This window comes from Enterococcus sp. AZ084, assembly GCF_051714905.1.
GTDB classification, from domain to species: domain Bacteria; phylum Bacillota; class Bacilli; order Lactobacillales; family Enterococcaceae; genus Enterococcus_B; species Enterococcus_B pernyi.
Genome location: NZ_JBIOSS010000001.1, coordinates 1,168,832 through 1,188,903, shown reverse-complemented (window position 1 = coordinate 1,188,903; position 20,072 = coordinate 1,168,832). Strand labels below are relative to the sequence as shown.

The 20,072-nt window shown below is 39.3% G+C and carries 18 protein-coding genes; 3 read left to right on the top strand and 15 right to left on the bottom strand.

The genetic code is table 11. The annotated features are described in order from the left end of the window. Nucleotides 1-51: 51 nt before the first annotated feature. The 3 genes from IGI79_RS05610 to IGI79_RS05600 all read right to left on the bottom strand — a co-directional run bounded on the left by IGI79_RS05610 (nucleotide 52) and on the right by IGI79_RS05600 (nucleotide 2,335). Nucleotides 52-1,020 carry a LacI family DNA-binding transcriptional regulator gene (locus IGI79_RS05610; protein WP_010735724.1) on the bottom strand — a complete coding sequence of 323 codons (969 nt, stop codon included), beginning with the start codon at nucleotides 1,018-1,020 and terminating at the stop codon, nucleotides 52-54. Nucleotides 1,021-1,178: 158 nt separating this feature from the next. Next, the gene (locus IGI79_RS05605; RefSeq protein WP_065096561.1) at nucleotides 1,179-1,940 is read right to left on the bottom strand and encodes an alpha/beta fold hydrolase; all 762 of its coding nucleotides are present in this window, start codon (nucleotides 1,938-1,940) and stop codon (nucleotides 1,179-1,181) included. Nucleotides 1,941-1,948: 8 nt separating this feature from the next. Beyond that, nucleotides 1,949-2,335, bottom strand: a complete 387-nt coding sequence (locus tag IGI79_RS05600) for a hypothetical protein (protein ID WP_041684187.1) — start codon at nucleotides 2,333-2,335, stop codon at nucleotides 1,949-1,951. A gap of 137 nt (nucleotides 2,336-2,472) precedes the next feature. On the opposite strand from IGI79_RS05600, the gene IGI79_RS05595 reads away from it, so the two are divergent. Together IGI79_RS05595 and IGI79_RS05590 are read left to right on the top strand one after the other, a co-directional pair. Beyond that, nucleotides 2,473-3,021: a DUF2179 domain-containing protein gene (locus IGI79_RS05595; RefSeq protein ID WP_019724126.1), complete on the top strand. Its 549-nt coding sequence runs from the start codon at nucleotides 2,473-2,475 to the stop codon at nucleotides 3,019-3,021. 138 nt (nucleotides 3,022-3,159) lie between these two features. Continuing rightward, nucleotides 3,160-3,771: a hypothetical protein gene (locus IGI79_RS05590; protein ID WP_195273905.1), complete on the top strand. Its 612-nt coding sequence runs from the start codon at nucleotides 3,160-3,162 to the stop codon at nucleotides 3,769-3,771. 163 nt (nucleotides 3,772-3,934) lie between these two features. Here IGI79_RS05590 and IGI79_RS05585 read toward each other — a convergent pair whose 3' ends face one another. From IGI79_RS05585 to IGI79_RS05555, 7 genes are all read right to left on the bottom strand, one after another. Continuing rightward, complete coding sequence (locus IGI79_RS05585; RefSeq protein WP_195273907.1) at nucleotides 3,935-4,786, bottom strand: DUF1803 domain-containing protein; 852 nt, start codon at nucleotides 4,784-4,786, stop codon at nucleotides 3,935-3,937. A gap of 98 nt (nucleotides 4,787-4,884) precedes the next feature. Continuing rightward, complete coding sequence (locus tag IGI79_RS05580; RefSeq protein WP_019724232.1) at nucleotides 4,885-5,811, bottom strand: manganese-dependent inorganic pyrophosphatase; 927 nt, start codon at nucleotides 5,809-5,811, stop codon at nucleotides 4,885-4,887. 84 nt (nucleotides 5,812-5,895) lie between these two features. Further along, nucleotides 5,896-6,657 carry a pyruvate formate-lyase-activating protein gene (gene pflA / locus IGI79_RS05575; protein WP_065096563.1) on the bottom strand — a complete coding sequence of 254 codons (762 nt, stop codon included), beginning with the start codon at nucleotides 6,655-6,657 and terminating at the stop codon, nucleotides 5,896-5,898. Nucleotides 6,658-6,855: 198 nt separating this feature from the next. After that, on the bottom strand, nucleotides 6,856-9,087 hold the full coding sequence (gene pflB, locus IGI79_RS05570; RefSeq protein ID WP_195273909.1) for a formate C-acetyltransferase: 2,232 nt from the start codon (nucleotides 9,085-9,087) through the stop codon (nucleotides 6,856-6,858). A gap of 272 nt (nucleotides 9,088-9,359) precedes the next feature. Next, complete coding sequence (parC, locus tag IGI79_RS05565) at nucleotides 9,360-11,810, bottom strand: DNA topoisomerase IV subunit A (RefSeq protein WP_195273911.1); 2,451 nt, start codon at nucleotides 11,808-11,810, stop codon at nucleotides 9,360-9,362. A gap of 11 nt (nucleotides 11,811-11,821) precedes the next feature. After that, on the bottom strand, nucleotides 11,822-13,867 hold the full coding sequence (parE, locus tag IGI79_RS05560) for a DNA topoisomerase IV subunit B (protein ID WP_023519491.1): 2,046 nt from the start codon (nucleotides 13,865-13,867) through the stop codon (nucleotides 11,822-11,824). A 266-nt stretch (nucleotides 13,868-14,133) separates the two neighbouring features. Next, nucleotides 14,134-14,559 (bottom strand): CoA-binding protein, encoded by a 426-nt coding sequence (locus IGI79_RS05555; RefSeq protein WP_010735735.1) that lies wholly within the window; start codon nucleotides 14,557-14,559, stop codon nucleotides 14,134-14,136. A gap of 97 nt (nucleotides 14,560-14,656) precedes the next feature. Between IGI79_RS05555 and plsY the strand changes: the two genes are divergently transcribed. After that, a complete protein-coding gene (gene plsY / locus IGI79_RS05550) occupies nucleotides 14,657-15,292 on the top strand; it encodes a glycerol-3-phosphate 1-O-acyltransferase PlsY (RefSeq protein ID WP_010735736.1) in 636 nt (211 codons plus the stop codon). Nucleotides 15,293-15,429: 137 nt separating this feature from the next. Here plsY and IGI79_RS05545 read toward each other — a convergent pair whose 3' ends face one another. The 5 genes from IGI79_RS05545 to xerC all read right to left on the bottom strand — a co-directional run bounded on the left by IGI79_RS05545 (nucleotide 15,430) and on the right by xerC (nucleotide 20,057). Next, a complete protein-coding gene (locus IGI79_RS05545) occupies nucleotides 15,430-16,305 on the bottom strand; it encodes an aldose 1-epimerase family protein (RefSeq protein ID WP_195476271.1) in 876 nt (291 codons plus the stop codon). Between the two features lie 66 nt (nucleotides 16,306-16,371). Beyond that, complete coding sequence (gene codY / locus IGI79_RS05540) at nucleotides 16,372-17,163, bottom strand: GTP-sensing pleiotropic transcriptional regulator CodY (protein WP_010735738.1); 792 nt, start codon at nucleotides 17,161-17,163, stop codon at nucleotides 16,372-16,374. A 15-nt stretch (nucleotides 17,164-17,178) separates the two neighbouring features. Then, the gene (hslU, locus tag IGI79_RS05535) at nucleotides 17,179-18,576 is read right to left on the bottom strand and encodes an ATP-dependent protease ATPase subunit HslU (protein WP_010735739.1); all 1,398 of its coding nucleotides are present in this window, start codon (nucleotides 18,574-18,576) and stop codon (nucleotides 17,179-17,181) included. 11 nt (nucleotides 18,577-18,587) lie between these two features. Next, nucleotides 18,588-19,136, bottom strand: a complete 549-nt coding sequence (gene hslV, locus IGI79_RS05530; protein ID WP_010735740.1) for an HslVU peptidase proteolytic subunit — start codon at nucleotides 19,134-19,136, stop codon at nucleotides 18,588-18,590. A gap of 24 nt (nucleotides 19,137-19,160) precedes the next feature. Continuing rightward, nucleotides 19,161-20,057 carry a tyrosine recombinase XerC gene (gene xerC, locus IGI79_RS05525; protein WP_023519490.1) on the bottom strand — a complete coding sequence of 299 codons (897 nt, stop codon included), beginning with the start codon at nucleotides 20,055-20,057 and terminating at the stop codon, nucleotides 19,161-19,163. Nucleotides 20,058-20,072: the final 15 nt, after the last annotated feature.

Below are 20,072 nucleotides of genomic sequence, written 5' to 3'. Positions count from 1 at the left end.
TTTTTAAGTGGACTTTCTCTTATAATAGCACAAATCGTCTATTTTCTATAGCTAAGCGTTAGTCTTATTTAACTTTCTTGTCGTTTCACGAATGATCAATTCTGGGAAAAAGTGACGGTATCCTTGGCTTGCTCCTTTTTCAGTAATTTTCTTTAATAACATTTCGCCGCACACTTCCCCCATACGAATGATGTCTTGTTTAACGGTAGTCAGTTTTGGGGAACTGATTTGATCAAGAAATACGCCATCAAAGCCAATAACGCCAAATTGATCGGGTAACTGTCCGCCAACTTGTGTGATGCCACGAACGATACCAAGCGCTAAACGATCAGAACTGCAAACAAAACACGTTTTATCTGAAAATTCGTCCCAATGTTCTGTGATATATTTTTCTGGTGTGGTGGAGTGATTATCAAAACGCAGCATTTTTGGAGTTAGTCCAGCCTCTTCCATCACTTTTAGATAGCCCGCTTCTCTAGATAGTTCAAAAGGTTCTGCTTCATCAATGCCGATATAAACAACCGTTTGATAACCAACTTCTAAGGCATATTGTGTCGCTTTGGCGGTTCCATATTGATTATCGCTATCAACATAATCATAGCCCATACGATTTTCACCAAATAGCACGACTGGCTTTTCTAGACGATTGATCCAATCAAAATCTCTTTGACGCACGCCAGTGATGATATAACCATCGCAGGAGCCAACGTCAAAAGCATCGTTGGTCACTAATTGCAAGGAATAGTGCTCTTTACCAATCCTTTTAGCAATCCCCATGAGTAGATTCATATAATAGGGCTCCGTGGTATCGATTTCCTCAAGAATAAACAACTTGATGATCTGTGAACGGTTCGAAACTAACGCTTTTGCTGCAATATTTGGACGATAATCCAATTCAGCCATGGCTGTAAAAACTAGTTCCTTTAGCTCATCAGTGACTTGTTCTGGATGATTGATCACCCGAGAAACCGTCATTTTTGAGACATTTGCTCGTTTAGCTACATCTGCCAATGTTGGCATAAAATCTCCCCTTCCATGCCTAATTCCATAACTATAGTCATTATAGCAAAGATTCGTGCTAAAAAAGAGCAACTCTCAAGTAGTTCTGAAAAAAAAAATCTATCAAAGAAAAAAATTTCTCTTTGATAGACGTTTTATCTATTTAGACCTCTTACTTACTATATAGACACAGCCATCATTTGGCTCAAAAAATCCGCAGCTTCATCCATCAATGGGACTTCTACCATATGACGTTTTTCCGAAGAAGCACGAAAGACGATTCCCTTACCATAAGACTTATCTTGGTTTTTTTCGACAAATTTAGACACTTGTCGAAAAGGAATCTTTTCATCTTTTTCACCATGCCAGAAAAATAAAGGACGACCTGCTAATTTTTCTGGGTGTAAAGATAGATCATAATGGTTGACCCAAGAAATCAAATCAAAGTAGTCAACGGGCAACTTGTACTGGAATTCTTGTGCTCTACGTGAGATTTCTTCACCATATTCAAGTGGTGATGGTGATCCCATCAAACAAATTCCGCCAGTGATTTCTGGGTGTTTGGCTAGCAATGCACAAGTGGTCATTCCACCCATTGACACACCACCCACAGCTAATTTATCTGAAAGAAGTTCACGTTTTTTTAGATGTTCGATCAATGTATCAAACTCGAATAGATTCCCGTAGATACTACTCCAAAAAGTAAAAGAAGGAATTTTTGAAACGGGTTGTTTACGCTCGCCATGATTCATCGCATCTGGAAGCAAAACTCGCATCCCTTTTTTAGCCATTTTTCTACCTTGAGTCAATACAAGCTCCTTGCTTGTCTGCCAACCATGATAGTAGATCACTACTGGGATTTTCTCTGTCTTCAACTCTTTTTGGACAACTTCTAATACGGGTATGTTTTTGATGGTTCGTTTCAAAATAATTGGATTCACTGATTGATTCACCTGATTTTCATTAGATTGGTTGACCGTAAAGACAACCATAAACTTAGCATGACTTGTACAAGGCATAGTAGCCCAAATGTAATAGTATAAAAATCCATCCTTTTAACAAAGAATAACATGGCGAATATTCCTATGGTTCCTAATCCTATAGATAAGGCTGGGGAAATCGACATTTTAAAGAAGCTAGCCACACTACCAAAAATATTACCAATAAACACCATTAGAAAAAGAAAAATACTTAATATTACCCCATCAGTTAGTGAGATTGGGAATAACAAGGAATTCGCTTCAATGGGTTGTTGGATCGCATGGGTCCCTAAATACATACTAAGAAAAATACTACATATATGACTGACTCCAATGACCCTGTTCATTCGCTTCATCGCGCTCACCTGACTCTCTTTATAATTCTATTATAATCATTTTATCATTTTTTTAAAGTAATAAACGTTTATTCTTTTCTTCAATCGCATTATTTCTGATATGATGAACATAGACGCTACAGAAAGGAGTTCTTATTATGTTCGATCCAAAAATGTTAGCGATGATCTTTTTCATCAATTTCGCTTACATCACATTAAATACCTTACGCTTTATGTTGACCATGAAAGGCTATCGCTACATCGCTCCATTAGTTAGTATGGTTGAGATCACTATTTATATCGTTGGTTTATCGCTGGTTTTAGACCGCTTAGATAATCCATTGAATTTGTTCGTTTACGCGTTAGGCTATGCTGTTGGTATCAGTGTTGGCATTGCCATTGAGGATAAATTAGCACTAGGATATATCATGGTAACGACGATCCTACCAGCAAATACTTCAGAGGATAAAAATTTGCCGATCATTCTTCGACAAAATGGGTTTGGAGTGACACAAACGTCAGCAACTGGTTTAGAAGGTGAACGGTTAGTCCTAGAGATTTTATCTCCACGTAAAAGTGAACGTGAACTTTATCGCTTGATCAAAGAAGTTGAAGAACGCGCTTTTATTATCTCCTACGAACCAAAATATATTTCTGGCGGATTCTGGACAAAGAAAGTGCGCAAACGTCGAAGTAATGTGAAATGAATATTCACAAAACAGACGATGATCCGATGAATTTATTTCATCCGACCATCGTCTATTTATTTGTTTTATTAAAAACCATCGACAATTCCTCATCATTTTGTTATTATATTGTATATCATTAAATTTATGGGAGTACTTATGGAAATACAACAAAAAACAACGACCTATCTACATTGGGGATCTGTTTTTGCCGTTTTGAATGCTTTGCTTTTTTTCTTTTATGCTTATTTTAAGACTTCAAGCATCCCATGCAATTCATTTGGCTGGTTATTGCTTGACCATTCCGAGCTAAATCAATCGACTGACAACCCAACATTCTTGATTCTTTCTACTTTCTGCGGCCTTATCTTCTCGTTATGTTTCGCCGCCTATTTTGCTAAAAAAAAGATGAATACATTTAATGAAGTAAATGTTATTTTCGTGATACTGAAATCACTGAACCTTTTAACAGCTATGCTCTATACGGTTAATCAAGATTCACTTTTTTTCTTCATTATTAACGGTTTAGTTGTGATTTTAACGATATTTACTTTCTTTATTTTTTCATTGATCACCAAGCAATTAAGAATGCCGATGGTCATACAAACCAGCACCTTTTTCTGTTTTTGCTATAGTCTCGTAGCACTATTCATCCTAGCCTTTGCGCCATCGGTCAATTCTGCCAATATCCAAATCACTAGTAATATTCTAGATATCTTGTTTATTGGGAATTTGGCTTATATGATGTGGCATTTTCGTCAAGCAGCATGATCCCAATGAGATCTGGACAGGAGTGTTTAGTCTCGTGAAATCAGGCAGCATCCACAAAAATTATTTTCTAATTTTTGTGGATGCTGCCTGATTTTTCGAAGTAGTTCCTTCTGTTCTCACTTTTTTCGGTTTTAGTCGGTGGGGTCCCCAACAATTGTCGAGGTCATATTTTCTTGATATAAGAATAAGATTTTAAATCCAATTGCCGCATGACTTCGACTAACGCTTGTTCTTTAATAAAGGCGGCTTGCATTGGTGTTTCCGTTGAAGGTTCATATTTTTGTAGCAATGCGTCATCCCTATCCTCTGTTACAGGCAAGAGCAATTGATATTGCTCCTGTTGGACAACAACCCCCGCTAATAACAAGGCATCTAAAAAAATCGACTCACGGCGTTTTTTGTATTTGTTTTCACAAATCCGTTCGATAATCACTTCTATTTGGTCAAAAAAATAGGTTTCATTCACATCGCCAATCAACTGCCCTAGTACCTGAAATTCCTCAGATAGTGGAGCTTGCTGTTTTTGAAGATGGAAGTAGGTTGGTAAAGATACTACTTCTTCCCCTTGGGTGAGCGTCCTGAAGCGATAGTTCTCATTTCCTGCTTCCAACCGAACAATCGTAGGGACTGTAAAAGTAGTTGCATAAAAATAAGGAGATGTTGTTTCATGACAGAAATCCCAAATTTCTTCTGATAAGAAGAGATTTCTGTGGTGTTCCGGTTGTTTCATTAATTCATTGATCAATTCTTTAGTCAGTTGATTGATCTCTGTTTGGAAATCTCCTTTGTCATAGACCGGAAAAGCACAGCGGTAACGGCGATTTTCTCGGATGATCAAGCCACTATCGATCATTTGATCAAGAAAGTGTTCCATTTTCTTTTGGGGAAATGCTTTCTTTAGTTGGCGTAAAATGACCTCTTGTGAGCCTTGTTCGATCAAATAGTCGATCATTGGTTGGAAGAGCGGATGCTCAATTAGTTTTCGTTTGTTCTCTAAAGAATAAAAATATTGCATATCTGTTTACCTGCTTTCTATGTGACACCTTGAATGAAAAAAGCGGGAGGTCCCAGTCAACTGGTTACACTCCCACTCCCTTCTTCCAATCTCATTGCCTAATTGAAAACTTCTGTTAATTGAGGTACCACTTGTTTTTTACGTGAAACGACCCCTTGTAAAAATGCGCGATTGTTTTCTAACTTCACGCCAAAAGCTTGTTCAACTTGTTCTTTTCTTTCGCCAGCAATCAATAATTCTGAGTTACTGTTCAAGATGTCTGTTACAACAAGAACAAAAAGATCATACCCATTCGTCGCGATCTCTGTTTGCATAGCAGTTTCAAGTTCAGCTTGACGATCCATTACTTCATTTAGATCAACTGTATTGACTTGAGCGATACGAACACTTGCTTCACCCATAGGGAAACTTTTCGCATCTAGATCAAGTAATACTTCTGCTGGTTTATCACTTAGATTTGTACCTGCTTTCAACATGTCTAAACCATACGCTTCTAAGTCTACACCAGAGATTTCAACTAGCTCTTTTGCAGCCAATTGATCTGCTTCTGTTGAAGTTGGTGATTTGAACAACAATGTATCTGAAATGATTGCTGATAACATGATTCCAGCGATTTCTTTCGGAATCTCAATTTGATTTTCTTTAAATAATTTTAGAATGATCGTACTTGTACAACCCACTGGTTCAGCACGATAATACAATGGATTCGCTGTTTCAAAGTTGGCGATACGATGATGGTCAACTACTGCTAGAATCGTAGCTTCCGCAATATCTACCACGCTTTGTTGGAATTCATTATGATCGACAAGCATGACATCTGCTTGTTCCTCTTTGATCGATGTGATCACTCGAGGCGCCTCTAATTTGAAGTAATCTAGTGCAAATTGTGTTTCTTCACTTGGCGTGCCTAAAGCGACAGGCTCAGCGTTTACTCCTAATTGATTTTGCAAATATGAAAATGCAATCGCTGCTCCAATTGCATCTGTATCAGGATTTTGATGACCAAAAACTAAAACTTTTGACATTTGACTCGCTCCTTTTTGTTTTCTCCTATTCAATAATAGCAAAAAAACGGAAAGAAGCAATACTTATCTTCCTTCCGTTCGCGTCTATCTAGTTAAATACTTTGTATAATCTTCGATATGAAGAAGACGTTTTGCATTTTCTACTCTTTCTTTTGTCGGTGGTTCGATTCCTTCTAAAGGATACGTCAAACCAAGCGTTTCCCATTTGTATTTACCCATTGTATGATAAGGAAGGATTTCCACACGATCGACATTTTCAAGTGTTTTGATGAATGCATCAAGGCGGATCAAATACTCATCATAGTCACTACGTTCTGGGACTAACACATGACGAATCCAGACAGGTTTCTTGATATCTGAAAGATACTGAGCCATTTCTAAGATATTTTCATTGCCCCAATGAGTTAATTTTTTATGTGCTTCGTTATCGATGTGTTTGATATCGAATAACAGTAAGTCCGTATAGTTCATCAACTCTTCAAAACGAGAAAAGAAAGGCTCATCATGGCTAAATGGTTTTCCACATGTGTCGATTGTTGTATGAATGCCACGTTCTTTCGCCTTTTGGAATAATTCGATCAGGAAATCGATCTGCAATAAAGGTTCACCACCACTGATCGTGATCCCTCCTTGTTTCCCCCAATAAGAACGGTAACGTTCTGCTTGGTCTAAAATTGCATCTGCGGTATATTCTTTTCCTCCACCAATATTCCAGGTATCTGGGTTATGGCAAAATTCACAACGCATGCGACAACCTTGCATGAAGACGACAAAGCGAACGCCTGGTCCATCTACAGACCCAAATGTTTCAATCGAATGGACATAGCCTATTGTTTGTTCTTCCATCTTAATCACTTCTTTTCTTTAGTTTCTTTCGTTATGAGCCACGGACAATGTTGCGACTTCTCAACACGCTGTGAAGAGGAGATCTATCTGTTTGCCTCTAAAACGCTATATATCCTTTTTTTACATATAGTTGTAAAAAAGGAAGACAAAAGCTCATGCGGAACTTTTGCCTTTCCTTTTTACAATGCATTGATTGTCTTACATTCTGTCGTGTGACGTTCTCATTAATACGTCTAATTGTTGTTCTCTTGTCAAGTCACGGAATTTAACCGCATATCCAGAAACACGGATCGTTAAGTTTGGATATTTCATTGGGTTTTCCATGGCATCACGCAATAAGTCATTACTGAATACGTTCACGTTCAAGTGGTATGCTCCTCTTGAGAAGTAACCATCTAAGACGTTACGTAAGTTGTCGATTCTTGTTTCTTCATCTTTCCCTAAACCAGAAGGGTTGATTGTTTGTGTATTAGAGATACCATCACGAGCGTGTGCATAGTTGAATTTCGCAGTTGAGTTCAAGCTTGCAAGCAACCCATTTTGTTCTGCTTGATAACTTGGGTTTGCACCAGGTGCTAAAGGTTTACCAGCTTCACGTCCGTCAGGTGTATTCCCTGTATTTTTTCCGTAAACGACATTTGATGTGATCGTTAATAATGAAGTTGTCGGAGTTGAATTACGGTAAGTTTTATGACGTTTGATTTGACCCATGAAGTATTCTAAGATCCATTCAGCGATCTCATCGGCACGGTCATCGTCATTACCATATTTAGGGAAGTCACCAGTTACTTCAAAGTCAACTGTGATCCCTTTTTCATTACGGATTGGTTTAACTTGTGCATATTTGATTGCAGATAAGCTATCTGCTGCGTGAGAGATACCTGCGATACCTGTCGCAAATGTACGTTTCAAGTCAGTATCCATGACAGCTAATTGTGCTGCTTCATAAGAATATTTGTCGTGCATATAGTGGATGATGTTTAGCGTATTGACATAAAGCTCAGCTAACCAGTCCATGATGTTCATGAAGTTGTGTTTTACTTCTTCAAAGTCTAATGTGTCGCTTGTGATCGGACGATACTCAGGACCTACTTGTGCGCCTGTCATTTCATCCACGCCACCGTTGATTGCGTATAACAAAGCCTTAGCTAAGTTTGCGCGAGCACCGAAGAATTGCATATCTTTACCAACAACCGTTCCAGATACACAACATGCAATCGCACAGTCATCTGAACCCCATTGTTCACGAAGCAAGTTATCATTTTCAAATTGGATCGAAGAACTTTCGATTGCAATTTTACTTGCATACGTTCTGAAGCCTTCTGGTAAGTTTTCAGAGTATAAAACAGTCAAGTTTGGTTCTGGTGAAGGTCCCATATTTGTCAATGTGTGCAACATACGGAAATCATTTTTTGTGACTAATGAACGTCCGTCTAAGCCCATACCAGCGATTGATAAGGTTGCCCAGATCGGGAAGCCAGAGAACAATTGGTTGTATTCAGGCGTACGTGCAAATTTCACCATACGTAATTTCATTACTAAATGGTCGATTAATTCTTGTGCTTCTTTTTCAGTGATCACACCGTTGTCTAAATCACGTTGGATATAAATGTCTAAGAATGCAGAGATACGTCCGATCGACATAGCTGCACCATTTTGAGATTTGATTGCTGCTAGATAACCAAAGTATAACCATTGAACGGCTTCTTTTGCGTTTGCAGCTGGTTTTGAAATGTCATACCCATATTTTGCAGCCATTTCTTTCATTTGAGCTAATGCACGATATTGTTCTGAGATTTCTTCACGAAGACGGATAACCTCTTCACTCATCGTATGGTAGCCTGTATTGTCATGGTCTTTTTTCTTTTGAGCCATCAAATAGTCGATTCCGTATAATGCAATACGACGGTAGTCACCGATGATGCGGCCACGTCCGTAAGCGTCAGGAAGTCCAGTGATGATTTTGTTTTTACGTGCAGCACGCATTTCTGCAGTATAAGCATCGAATACACCTTGGTTATGTGTTTTTCTCCAGTCTGTGAAAATGTGTGTTAACTCTTCTTTTGGCTCATAGCCATTACTTGTTAACGCATGATTCGCCATGTTGATGCCACCAAATGGCATGAATGCTTGTTTCAAAGGAGTTTCAGTTTGCAGACCGACGATTTGTTCTAAATCTTTGTCTAGGTATCCTGCTTCGTGAGAAGTGATTGTTGATACGACATCTGTATCCATGTCATATACACCATTACGTTCAAATTGGATATCATTCAATTTTTGTAATTTTCCCCACAAATTTTCTGTTGCTTCAGTGGGTTTTTCTAAAAAGCTGTCATCACCGCGGTATTCTGTATAGTTGTTTTGGATAAAGTCACGTGTATCCACGCCTTCTTTCCACTTAGTTCCTTTAAATCCATTCCATTGTTCCATCGTATGGACCTCCCGTTTCTGTTTTATGTAACAGTTTTTACGTGATAAGTATAACACATGTTGCCTCCAATGCAAGGGTTTTCTTGTTTTTTTGTTAACAAATAAGGCGGATATAAAATAATAGTAGTTATTAAAGCTGATATATAGGCATTTATCTATTGTGAATCTATTCATATTTCATTTGTGCAACTATTAATTTTCTTTTAATAAACAAAAATAGCCGGCAACTGTAATAATACAGTTGCCGGCTATTTCATAAAAAACTATAACAGTTATTCCTTGATATCCATTGTCGGAGAATCAACCACCATCTGTACTTCTCCGCCTTTTTTCTCATCTAAAACAAATGAACCGTTGGACGTACGATCACCGATTGGATAATCCGTCGGGTCGATTGGTAATTCTTGTCCTTTTTGGTTGATCAATGTCATCGTTTTGGCATGCCCCTCTGACATATATACCACTCGATGTGGTTGTTTCTTCAATTCTCGCAATACAGTCACACCTCGCTTGGCACGAGAAGTCTGACTGATTTCTTGTGCAAGCATTCGTTTTACTGCCCCACGTTGACTGACGATAACGATAGGCGTATCCCCTTCTGCCAAAACAAGTAAACCATTAACGACAAAATCTTCTTCTTTCAAGTTGATGGATTTGACGCCTGCGGCTTTCGTGCCGACGACTGGTACTTCAGTCAGTGGATAGCGTAGGCCCATTCCTTGATTCGTAACAAGGAAAACATCACGATCTGTCTGTTCTTTTTCTAGATAAACAGCCACTAATTCATCTTCACTGGCTTTAAGTTTCATGCCGCTCAATGGACGACTCTTATACGTACGCCATGGTTCAAAATCTGTCATCCGTGTCTGTTTGATCAAGCCATTTTTACTGATAAATACAAATGTTTTTTCTGAATCGATCTTCTGATATGGGAATACCGCTAAAATCGATTCATCAACAGCTAGATTCAATATCGTTTGTGAGATATGCTCACCGGCATCTTTCCATTTCAAATCTGGCAGTTCATGGACTGGGCGATAGATCACATTGGCTTTATTAGTGACCAATAATAGATGATCCAAGGTATTCAGTTCCCCAGCATATAAAAGGTAATCACCTTCACGCATGCCGATTTCTTCTGGTTTTGATGCGCTGTATGAACGGAGACTTGTTCGTTTCACATAGCCTTCACGTGTCACACTGACAATGACATCCTCTTGCGCAACCAATACTTGTGTATCGATTTTGATTTCTTCGATTTCATCTTCGATCATCGTCAAACGAGAGGAAGCATATTTCTTCTTGACTTCACGGAGTTCTTTTTTCATGACAGAAAACAACTCTTTATCGTTTGAAAGGATTTTATTTAATTCAGTGATCAGAGCAATCAATTCTTGCGATTCACGACGTAGTTCAGTAATGTCTGTATTCGTCAAACGATAAAGTTGCAAGGTAACGATTGCTTCCGCTTGTTCTTCTGTAAATTGGAACATTCGGACTAAATTGTGTTTCGCATCTTTTTTATCTTTACTTTCACGGATCGTTGCAATGACTTCATCTAAAATCGATAGAGCCTTCATCAAACCTTCAACGATATGTTGTCTTCTTTGTGCTTTTTCCAAGTCAAACTGACTACGTTTAGTGATCACTTGTTTGCGGTGCTCGATGTAACTACTTAAAATATCCTTCAACCCTACTTGATGAGGGGTCATATGATCGATTGCCACCATATTGAAGTTGTAGTTGATCTGTAATTCGGTATTCTTGAATAAATAATTCAAGATTCCTTGAGCGTTAGCGTCTTTTTTCAATTCCACAACGATCTGTAGACCCGTACGATCACTTTCGTCACGAACTTCTGCGATACCATCGATTTTCTTGTTCAAGCGTATCTCATCCATTTTTTTGACAAGAGTCGCTTTGTTCACTTCATAAGGAATCTCAGTGATCACGATTTGTTGCTTGTTTCCTTTGATGGATTCAATCGCCGTTTTCGAGCGTAAGATCACTTTCCCACGACCAGTTTCATAAGCTTTCTTGATTTCATCTTTTCCTTGTAAAATGCCCCCAGTTGGAAAATCAGGACCAGGAATGAATTCCATCAATTTGTCTAAGCTGGCTTGTGGATGGTCGATCATATAGACCGTTCCATCAATAACTTCCGCGAGATTGTGCGTTGGTATCTCAGTAGCATAGCCCGCAGAGATACCGGTTGATCCATTGACTAATAGATTGGGGTATCTCGCTGGTAATACAGTCGGCTCCTTTTCAGTGTCATCAAAGTTCCACACAAGGTCGACCGTATTTTTTTCGATATCAGCAAGCATCTCACCACTCAATTTCGATAAGCGTGCTTCTGTATAACGCATCGCCGCTGGTGGGTCTCCGTCCATACTTCCGTTGTTTCCGTGCATTTCTACGAGTACTTCTCGGAGTTTCCAATCCTGGCTCATACGAACCATTGCATCATAGATACTGCTATCACCATGGGGATGATAATTACCCATGATATTCCCGACAGATTTTGCTGATTTACGGAATCCTTTATCAAACGTATTGCCGTCTTTGTTCATCGCAAATAAAATACGACGTTGAACGGGTTTCAGACCATCACGGATATCCGGCAAAGCACGTTCTTGAATAATATATTTCGAGTAACGTCCGAAGCGGTCACCCATCACTTCTTCTAACGTTAATTCTTGGATTTCTTGACGTTCTTCCATTAGGTGACCTCCTATTCTACCTCTACTGATTGTTCATTTTTGTTTTCTTCTGCGCGTTCTTCTTCTAATAGGTCATTAGAAACAGACGCGGAAGTCTCAGTTTCTTCTTTTTTGTCTAGAATACTACGTTCTTCTTCTAAGCTGAATTGGACATGGTTTTCGATCCATTTACGACGTGGTTCGACTTTATCTCCCATCAAGGTGGTTACGCGTCGCTCTGCTTGCGCAGCATCATCGATCCTCACCCGGATCAAGGTCCGAGAGGTTGGGTCCATCGTCGTTTCCCATAACTGCTCCGCATTCATCTCCCCAAGACCTTTGTACCGTTGCAACATATAGCCTTTTCCGACAGTCTTAATGACTGCAGCTAATTCGTCATCGGTCCAAGCATACTCGACTACTTGTTTTTTCCCTTGGCCTTTAGATACTTTATATAGCGGCGGCAAAGCAATGTAAACTTTTCCTGCTTCGATCAATGGTTTCATATAGCGATAGAAAAATGTCAACAATAAGACCTGGATATGGGCACCATCGGTATCCGCATCGGTCATGATGATGATCTTGTCGTAGTTGCAATCTTCAAGTGAAAATTCAGGGCCGACGCCGGCACCGATCGTATAGATCATCGTATTGATTTCTTCATTTTTTAAGATATCTTGCATTTTTGCTTTTTCGGTATTGATAACTTTACCTCGAAGTGGCAATATCGCTTGGAATTTCCGATCTCTACCTTGTTTGGCTGATCCACCGGCTGAATCTCCTTCGACAAGATACAATTCATTTTTCTTAGGGTTTCTCGATTGCGCAGGTGTCAATTTTCCAGAAAGCAAAGATTCACCCTTTTTACGTTTCTTTCCGTTACGGCTTTCTTCTCTGGCTTTACGAGCGGCTTCACGTGCTTCTCTCGCTTTGATTGCTTTACGGATCAGCATTTGGCTCATCTCACTGTTTTCTTGCAAGTAAAAGCCCATTTGTTCACTCATGACATTATCCACGACTGAGCGGGCAATCGGTGTGCCTAATTTTTCTTTCGTTTGACCTTCAAATTGTAGCAGATGTTCCGGCACACGAATGGATAAGACCGTTGCTAATCCTTCACGGAAGTCGCTACCTTCTAGGTTTTTATCTCGTTCTTTCAACAAACCTACTTTGCGGGCATATTCATTGTAGGCTTTGGTCATTGCTGTTTTCATGCCGACTTCATGCGTACCACCATCTTTTGTTCGCACGTTGTTAACAAACGACAGGACATTTTCAGAATAGCCATCATTATACTGATAGGCCACTTCGACTTCGATTCCTTCTTTTTCACCAGAGAAATAGACTACTGGCGTCAACGTATCTTTTTCTTCATTTAAATACGCAACGAATTCTTTGATTCCTTCTTCGTAATGAAAGACTTCTTGAACTGTTTCGTCACCTCTTAGATCTGTCAAAGTGATTTTTACACCTTTTAACAGAAATGCAGATTCTCTTAAACGTTCAGATAACGTATCATAGGAAAATTTCGTGGTTGAGAAAATACTATCATCTGGTAAGAAATGAACAGACGTCCCATTGGCTTTCTTCGTTTTGCCAATTTTTTTCAACGTTCCGTCTGGTTTTCCACCTTGTTTGAATGTTTGTTGGTATTCGATACCATCTCGGACGATCGTCACTGTTAGCCATTTAGATAAAGCATTGACGACACTGGCACCTACACCATGAAGTCCACCAGAAGTTTTATATCCTCCTTGGCCAAATTTACCGCCGGCATGTAGCACAGTGAAAATAACTTCGACCGTTGGGATACCTGAAGCATGCATGCCAACAGGCATACCACGTCCACTATCCGTAACAGTCACACTGTTATCCTCGTGGATCGTCACAGCGATTTCATTTCCGTAGCCTGATAAAGCTTCATCTACGGCATTATCAACGATTTCATAGACTAAATGATGCAAGCCTCGGCTATCAGTCGACCCGATATACATCCCTGGTCGTTTTCTTACTGCTTCTAATCCTTCAAGAACTTGGATCGAGGCATCATTGTATTCATTTTTAATTTTTTTTGCCAAGGCAAACGCTCCTTCAATAATACTTGCGATATAACCGCACCACGCTTATCATACTAGAAAAGTCCTCAAAAAAAAAGAGGGAAGGTCAGAATTACAAGAAACAACCAACTCTCCCGCTTTTTTCATTCTTTTCTCTCAGCATGTCTGTGGCGACGATCACTTACTCTTTTTTTAATGGATAACAGGTCTTTTCACAATCTAACAAAACAGTCTCCACAAGAAGCGTCACTGACTATCAGGATATGTGCTTCTGTTATTCCTGTTTTTTATTGTTCCATTTTTGCTAATTCGATCTTGATGCAGCGATCCATGACGATATCATTTCTTCCAGCTGCTTGGAGCATTTCAGCAGCTTCTTCATTCTCAATGCCTAACTGTGCCCAGAAGACTTTCGCATCTGTTTTCAGAAAATCTACCGCTACTTCTGGTAAAAACTCACTACGGCGGAAAATATCCACGATATCAATAGGTTCATTGATATCTGTCAACTGTGCGACAACAGTTTCGCCTAACACTTCTTCCCCTGCTAATACAGGATTGACTGGAATGATACGGTAGCCGTGTTCTTGTAGTAATTGTGCGATCTGATAACTTGTCCGTTCGGGCTTATTACTTAAACCAACGACCGCGATCGTTTTTGCTTCTTGAAGATAGCGAAAGATATTCGCTTGTTCTGGATTTTTAAATGACATGTGGATGACTCCTTTCGATCGTTCGATTTTTTCGATTGTTTGAAGCATTCTTTCATGCTAAAATATACATTAGTTTCAACTTGAAAGAGGTTAAAAAATGAAAATAATCTTATTGTTTATTGTAGCATATCTTTTGGGTTCCATTCCATCTGGAGTATGGGTTGGTAAAATCTTTTTTAAAAAAGACATCCGCGAACACGGTAGTGGAAATATGGGAACGACGAATACATTTCGTGTTCTAGGTAAAACCGCTGGAACAGTGGTATTATTCATGGACATCTTAAAGGGAACATTAGCTACTGCCTTACCTGTCATTTTCCATGTCACTTCTGTCAACCCGCTATGGTTTGGTGTCTGTGCGATCTTAGGACATACATTTCCGATCTTTGCTAAGTTCAAAGGTGGCAAAGCAGTGGCGACAAGTGCCGGTATGTTATTAGGCTTCAATCCACTGTTCTTTCTTTATTCATCAGCAATTTTCGTGATCAGTTTATACTGCACGAGCATGGTAAGCTTAACGAGCATGATCAGTGCAGTCTTGATCACTTTATCCACCATCTTCTTACCATACATTGCACCAGCGATCTTACCAGAACCAAATTTACTTTTGACGTTGATTGCTTGTGGTGTCTCCGCTTTTATTTTTTATCGTCATAAAGACAATATCAAGCGTATCAAAAATAAAACAGAAAGCCGAATCCCATTCGGTTTGAATAGTAGCAAAAAGAAATAATCTTTTTGATGAATGATAAAAAACAATGCCTTCTAAACAAATGACTGATCGATTGCTCAACCATTCGTTCATTTGTTCAGAAGGCATGTTTTGTTTCATCGAACTAGATCAAGAGAACACATGTAATCGACTTGTGTTTACTTGACAGTGATCGAATATTTCGTCTTGAATAATTCGTGAGCGCCTAATTGATTGATTCCTGCTTTTTCGTTCAACTGCCCATTACTATCAACAATATCTGCGATTCCAAACCACGGCTCGATACAAACAAATGGTGCTTCTTTAGGATAGGGCGACCATATCCCAACGTAAGGCATATCTTTGTAACTGAGGGTGACACTGTGACTAGACTTTTCACTCCGGATACTGTAAGCATTCAATCCCCTTGTTTCAAATACTAACGCATCCTGGTCAAACAGCTCCCGAAATAACGCAAGGTTGGTATTCGTTTGTCCAATCGTTTTTTGCTCCATGTCGATGAATGGTCCAGCTAATGGTAAACGCAAACGTGATTTTCTAGGAGAGAAAGCCAAATAAAAGTCTTCAAAAGTCAAACCTTCTTCTAATGGCACATTGAATGCTGGATGACCGCCAATCGAGAAATACATCTCTTCTTCCCCAATATTTTCAACTTGATAATGAACAGTGATCCCGTCTCCCCCTAATTCATAAACAAGTACCAATTCAAAATCAAACGGATAATTCTCTTTTGTTTCAGGGGTACTTTTCAGGACAAACTTCGCACGTTCTTGTTCGTGCTCCGCCACTTCAAAATCCATATCACGAGCAAAACCATGTTGACCCATTGAATACGTTTTTCCTTGGTACACATATTGATCGTTTTTCAAACGTCCAACAATAGGGAAAAGAACGGGGGCATGTCTTCCCCAATACTTAGGATCGCCTTGCCAAATATATTCTAGATCATGTTCTTTTGATTTCAAACTGATCAATTCTGCTCCATGTTCGGAAATTTCAGCAATCAGCTGATCATTTTGAATAATAACAGTCATCGTCATCCTCCATCTTTTCTCAGACACTCACTTCTTGGAGTAGCAAGCCTCTGAAAAATCTTCCTTTTAATAACTATGCTTCGTCAGCTCATCTTTAAAACGAGCATTCAATACTTTTAAATACGTGCCTTTCATTCCTAGAGAGCGGGATTCAATGATTCCAGCTGATTCTAGTTTACGTAAGGCATTTACGATGACCGAACGAGTAATACCGATCTTGTCCGCAATATTTGAGGCAGTCAATCGGCCTTCATTACCTTCTAAAGCATCAAAAATGGCTTGAACTGCTTTTAATTCACTGTATGACAACGTATTGATCGCCATTTGGACAGCGGTCGTACTACGAACGTCCGCTTCGATATCTCGTGATTTTTGATAAAGGATCTGCATCCCTACTACTGTCGCGCCGTATTCTGCTAAAACAAGGTCTTCATCGTTAAAGGCTTGTTCCATTCTTGCTAAAATGATCGTTCCTAAGCGTTCACCTGCGCCAAAGATCGGCACTACTGTCGTCAATCCAAAAGGATATTTTTCGCGACTTTCAAATGGAAATGCCGTCATATCGCTTGTGATCGGGATATTGGATTCTGTTTTCGTGATCATATCGACTGTTTCTGTGTAGGCATCAGGAAATTGTTTTTGCACAAACATTGTTTTCACACGATCATTGTTCACATCGTGCCGTTCATTATAACCAAGTAAAACCCCTTCACTGCCAATGATATACGTATTGCTGTCTAAAACAGCACCTAAAGTGACCGCCATTTTATCGTAAGGTAAATCCGCCTGCATATCAAACGTATTTTTTTGTTGCAATAATTTGTTTATCTTTCGAGTGTTCGTCAACAAATCCGTCATTTTTTTCCTCCGATTTTATAATATATAGCGACTTAGATCTTCATTTGCCGCAATTGATCCTAATTTATCATTGACATAGGCTTCTGTAATGGTAATTTCTCCCATTTGCATTTCTGGCGCTTCGAATAACAAGTCTTCCAACAATTTCTCTAATATCGTGTGTAAACGTCGTGCACCGATATTATCGGTATCACGATTCACATCATAAGCGATTTGGGCAATCCGTTCGATTGCTTCTTTAGTAAACGTGACAGTCACATTTTCAGTACCAATCAAGGCAATATATTGTTTGACTAACGCATTGTTTGGTTCAGTCAAGATCTTGACAAAGTCCTCAGCAGTTAAGTCATCTAACTCAACACGGATTGGGAAACGACCTTGTAATTCAGGAATCAAATCGCTTGGTTTTGATAAGTGGAACGCTCCTGAAGCGATAAATAAAATGTGGTCTGTTTGTAAGGTACCGTATTTCGTATTGACTTGTGAACCTTCAACGATCGGCAAGATATCTCTTTGGACACCTTCTCTTGATACTTCCCCAGATTGTTGCGATTTAGAAGTGATTTTATCGATTTCATCAATAAAAATGATCCCGCTTGATTCAGCCAATTTGATCGCTTCACTATGGATATCCGCATCATTGACTAATTTTGCTGATTCTTCTTTGATCAATAATTCTAAGGCTTCTTTGACGGTCACTGTTCGTTCGATTTTTTTCTTCGGCGTCAACGCACCAAGTGTTTCGTTCAAATCGATCCCCATTTGTTCCAGTCCATTGTTCATCATCGGTGCTGGTTTTTTTTGATCTTGGACTTCGATCGTCACTTCTCGGTTGTCAAGCAAGCCTTTTTGCAATTGCTCTAACACCGTGCGACGATTCACTCGAATCTCTTCTGTGACTTCTTCTTGTGTTTCTGCCGGTTGTTGCGAAGCATTGAACATATTCATCATTTGCTCAAACTGGTTGTTTGATTGTTTTTGTTCTTTTTTGATACCTGGTACAAGGATCTTCACTAATTGTTTTTCCGCATTTTTCTTGGCTTGTGGGCGAACACGAAGATACTGATCTTTTTCAACGATCTGGATCGCATTTTCGACAAGATCACGAACCATCGATTCTACGTCACGTCCCACGTAACCAACTTCAGTAAACTTCGTTGCTTCAACCTTAACAAAAGGTGCGTTGACGATTTTTGCCAGACGACGAGCGATCTCTGTTTTACCGACCCCAGTTGGCCCGATCATCAACATATTTTTAGGTGTGATATCTTGTTGCATCTTTTCATCTAATTGAAGACGTCGATAACGATTTCTAAGGGCAACTGCCACTGATTTTTTTGCTGCTTGTTGGCCAATGATATATTGATCTAATTCACTGACGATTTGTTTTGGTGTTTGTTTTAATTCATACATGTCATTCACCTCTATAATTCTTCTACAATAATGTTGTGATTTGTAAAGACGCAGATGTCTGCTGCAATATTCAACGCATTTTCAGCAATCTCTTTTGCACTCATCTCATTTTGTGCATAGTTTTTCATTGCTCGTGCGGCAGCTAACGCAAAGTTTCCACCAGAACCAATGGCTAAGATCCCATCATCCGGTGTAATCACTTCACCTGTACCAGAAACGAGTAACATTTCTTTGTCATTCATCACGATCAACATCGCTTCTAGCTTTTGCATCGACTGTTGTGTACGCCATTCTTGGGCTAATTCAACAGCTGCTCGTTGGAGATTTCCGTTGTATTCATTTAGCTTACCTTCAAATTTTTCTTCTAAAGTAAACGCGTCAGCAACGCTTCCTGCAAAGCCAACGACTACTTCATCGTTGTAAATGCGACGTACTTTTCTCGCACTGCCCTTCATCACGACAGATTCGCCCATCGTTACTTGGCCATCACCTGCCATCGCGAATTTCCCGTTTTTTTCAACTGCACAAATGGTTGTTGAATGAAACTGTGATTCTACCATAGATATTTCCTCCTAATAATGTGATCACGCTCGTGGATGGAAAGAGCGATAATTTTTTTGTAAGCTTTCTTTTGTGACATGCGCATAGATTTGAGTCGTTGATAAATTTGCATGACCTAAAAGTTCTTGCACTGTACGCATATCGGCACCATTATTCAATAAGTGCGTCGCAAAAGTATGACGTAACATGTGAGGATGGATATCACTATCCAAACTACTCTTTTTAATGATTTGATTTAATACATACTCGATCCCAGTAGGTGTGATTGGTTCTCCATGATGATTCACGAAGACATAGTCATGTGACTTATGGTATTTCGTCATTAAGACGCTGCGCCCTTTGGCAAAATACTCTTGCAAAGCATCTTGCGCAAATGAACCCAACGGCGCATAGCGTTCTTTATTTCCTTTTCCATGGATCAACATCACCTCTGAGCCAAAATCGATGGCAGACATCGTCAATTGGCTACATTCACTCAAACGGATACCTGATCCATATAGTACTTCTAATAATGCTCGATCTCTTAATGCTAAAGGACTATCCCCTGTCACACTTTCAAATAAGCTTTGCATCTCATTCTCATAAAAAAAACGAGGAAGTTTAACATTTTTTTTCTTCAAATGAACATACGAAAATGGATTTTCAGCAATTTTTTCTTCACGAAGAAGGTATTGATAAAATGAGCGTAAACTCGCAATTTTCCGACTCACCGAATTTCGACTGTACGACTTATCAGATAGATAACTTAGATAAACTCGTACATCCAAATAGCTGACTTTCAGTAGATCAGATTCCCCCGATTCCGCCAAGAATCGTTGAAAATCATTGATATCTTCTTCATAGGCAGATTTGGTTTTTTCTGAATACCCGCGCTCTATGATTAAATAACGCAAAAAATCTTCTTGTAAAGTTGGCTTCATTCTTTTTACACCTAC

What these genes read in the sequence shown, in the direction of transcription:
- IGI79_RS05610 (WP_010735724.1), bottom strand. Translation starts at nt 1,020, where the DNA reads ATGCCAACATTGGCAGATGTAGCTAAACGAGCAAATGTCTCAAAAATG.
- IGI79_RS05600 (WP_041684187.1), bottom strand. Translation starts at nt 2,335, where the DNA reads ATGAAGCGAATGAACAGGGTCATTGGAGTCAGTCATATATGTAGTATT.
- IGI79_RS05595 (WP_019724126.1), top strand. Translation starts at nt 2,473, where the DNA reads ATGTTCGATCCAAAAATGTTAGCGATGATCTTTTTCATCAATTTCGCT.
- IGI79_RS05590 (WP_195273905.1), top strand. Translation starts at nt 3,160, where the DNA reads ATGGAAATACAACAAAAAACAACGACCTATCTACATTGGGGATCTGTT.
- IGI79_RS05585 (WP_195273907.1), bottom strand. Translation starts at nt 4,786, where the DNA reads ATGCAATATTTTTATTCTTTAGAGAACAAACGAAAACTAATTGAGCAT.
- IGI79_RS05580 (WP_019724232.1), bottom strand. Translation starts at nt 5,811, where the DNA reads ATGTCAAAAGTTTTAGTTTTTGGTCATCAAAATCCTGATACAGATGCA.
- pflA (WP_065096563.1), bottom strand. Translation starts at nt 6,657, where the DNA reads ATGGAAGAACAAACAATAGGCTATGTCCATTCGATTGAAACATTTGGG.
- pflB (WP_195273909.1), bottom strand. Translation starts at nt 9,087, where the DNA reads ATGGAACAATGGAATGGATTTAAAGGAACTAAGTGGAAAGAAGGCGTG.
- parC (WP_195273911.1), bottom strand. Translation starts at nt 11,810, where the DNA reads ATGGAAGAACGTCAAGAAATCCAAGAATTAACGTTAGAAGAAGTGATG.
- IGI79_RS05555 (WP_010735735.1), bottom strand. Translation starts at nt 14,559, where the DNA reads ATGTCATTTAAAAATCCAGAACAAGCGAATATCTTTCGCTATCTTCAA.
- plsY (WP_010735736.1), top strand. Translation starts at nt 14,657, where the DNA reads ATGAAAATAATCTTATTGTTTATTGTAGCATATCTTTTGGGTTCCATT.
- IGI79_RS05545 (WP_195476271.1), bottom strand. Translation starts at nt 16,305, where the DNA reads ATGACTGTTATTATTCAAAATGATCAGCTGATTGCTGAAATTTCCGAA.
- codY (WP_010735738.1), bottom strand. Translation starts at nt 17,163, where the DNA reads ATGACGGATTTGTTGACGAACACTCGAAAGATAAACAAATTATTGCAA.
- hslU (WP_010735739.1), bottom strand. Translation starts at nt 18,576, where the DNA reads ATGTATGAATTAAAACAAACACCAAAACAAATCGTCAGTGAATTAGAT.
- hslV (WP_010735740.1), bottom strand. Translation starts at nt 19,136, where the DNA reads ATGGTAGAATCACAGTTTCATTCAACAACCATTTGTGCAGTTGAAAAA.
- xerC (WP_023519490.1), bottom strand. Translation starts at nt 20,057, where the DNA reads ATGAAGCCAACTTTACAAGAAGATTTTTTGCGTTATTTAATCATAGAG.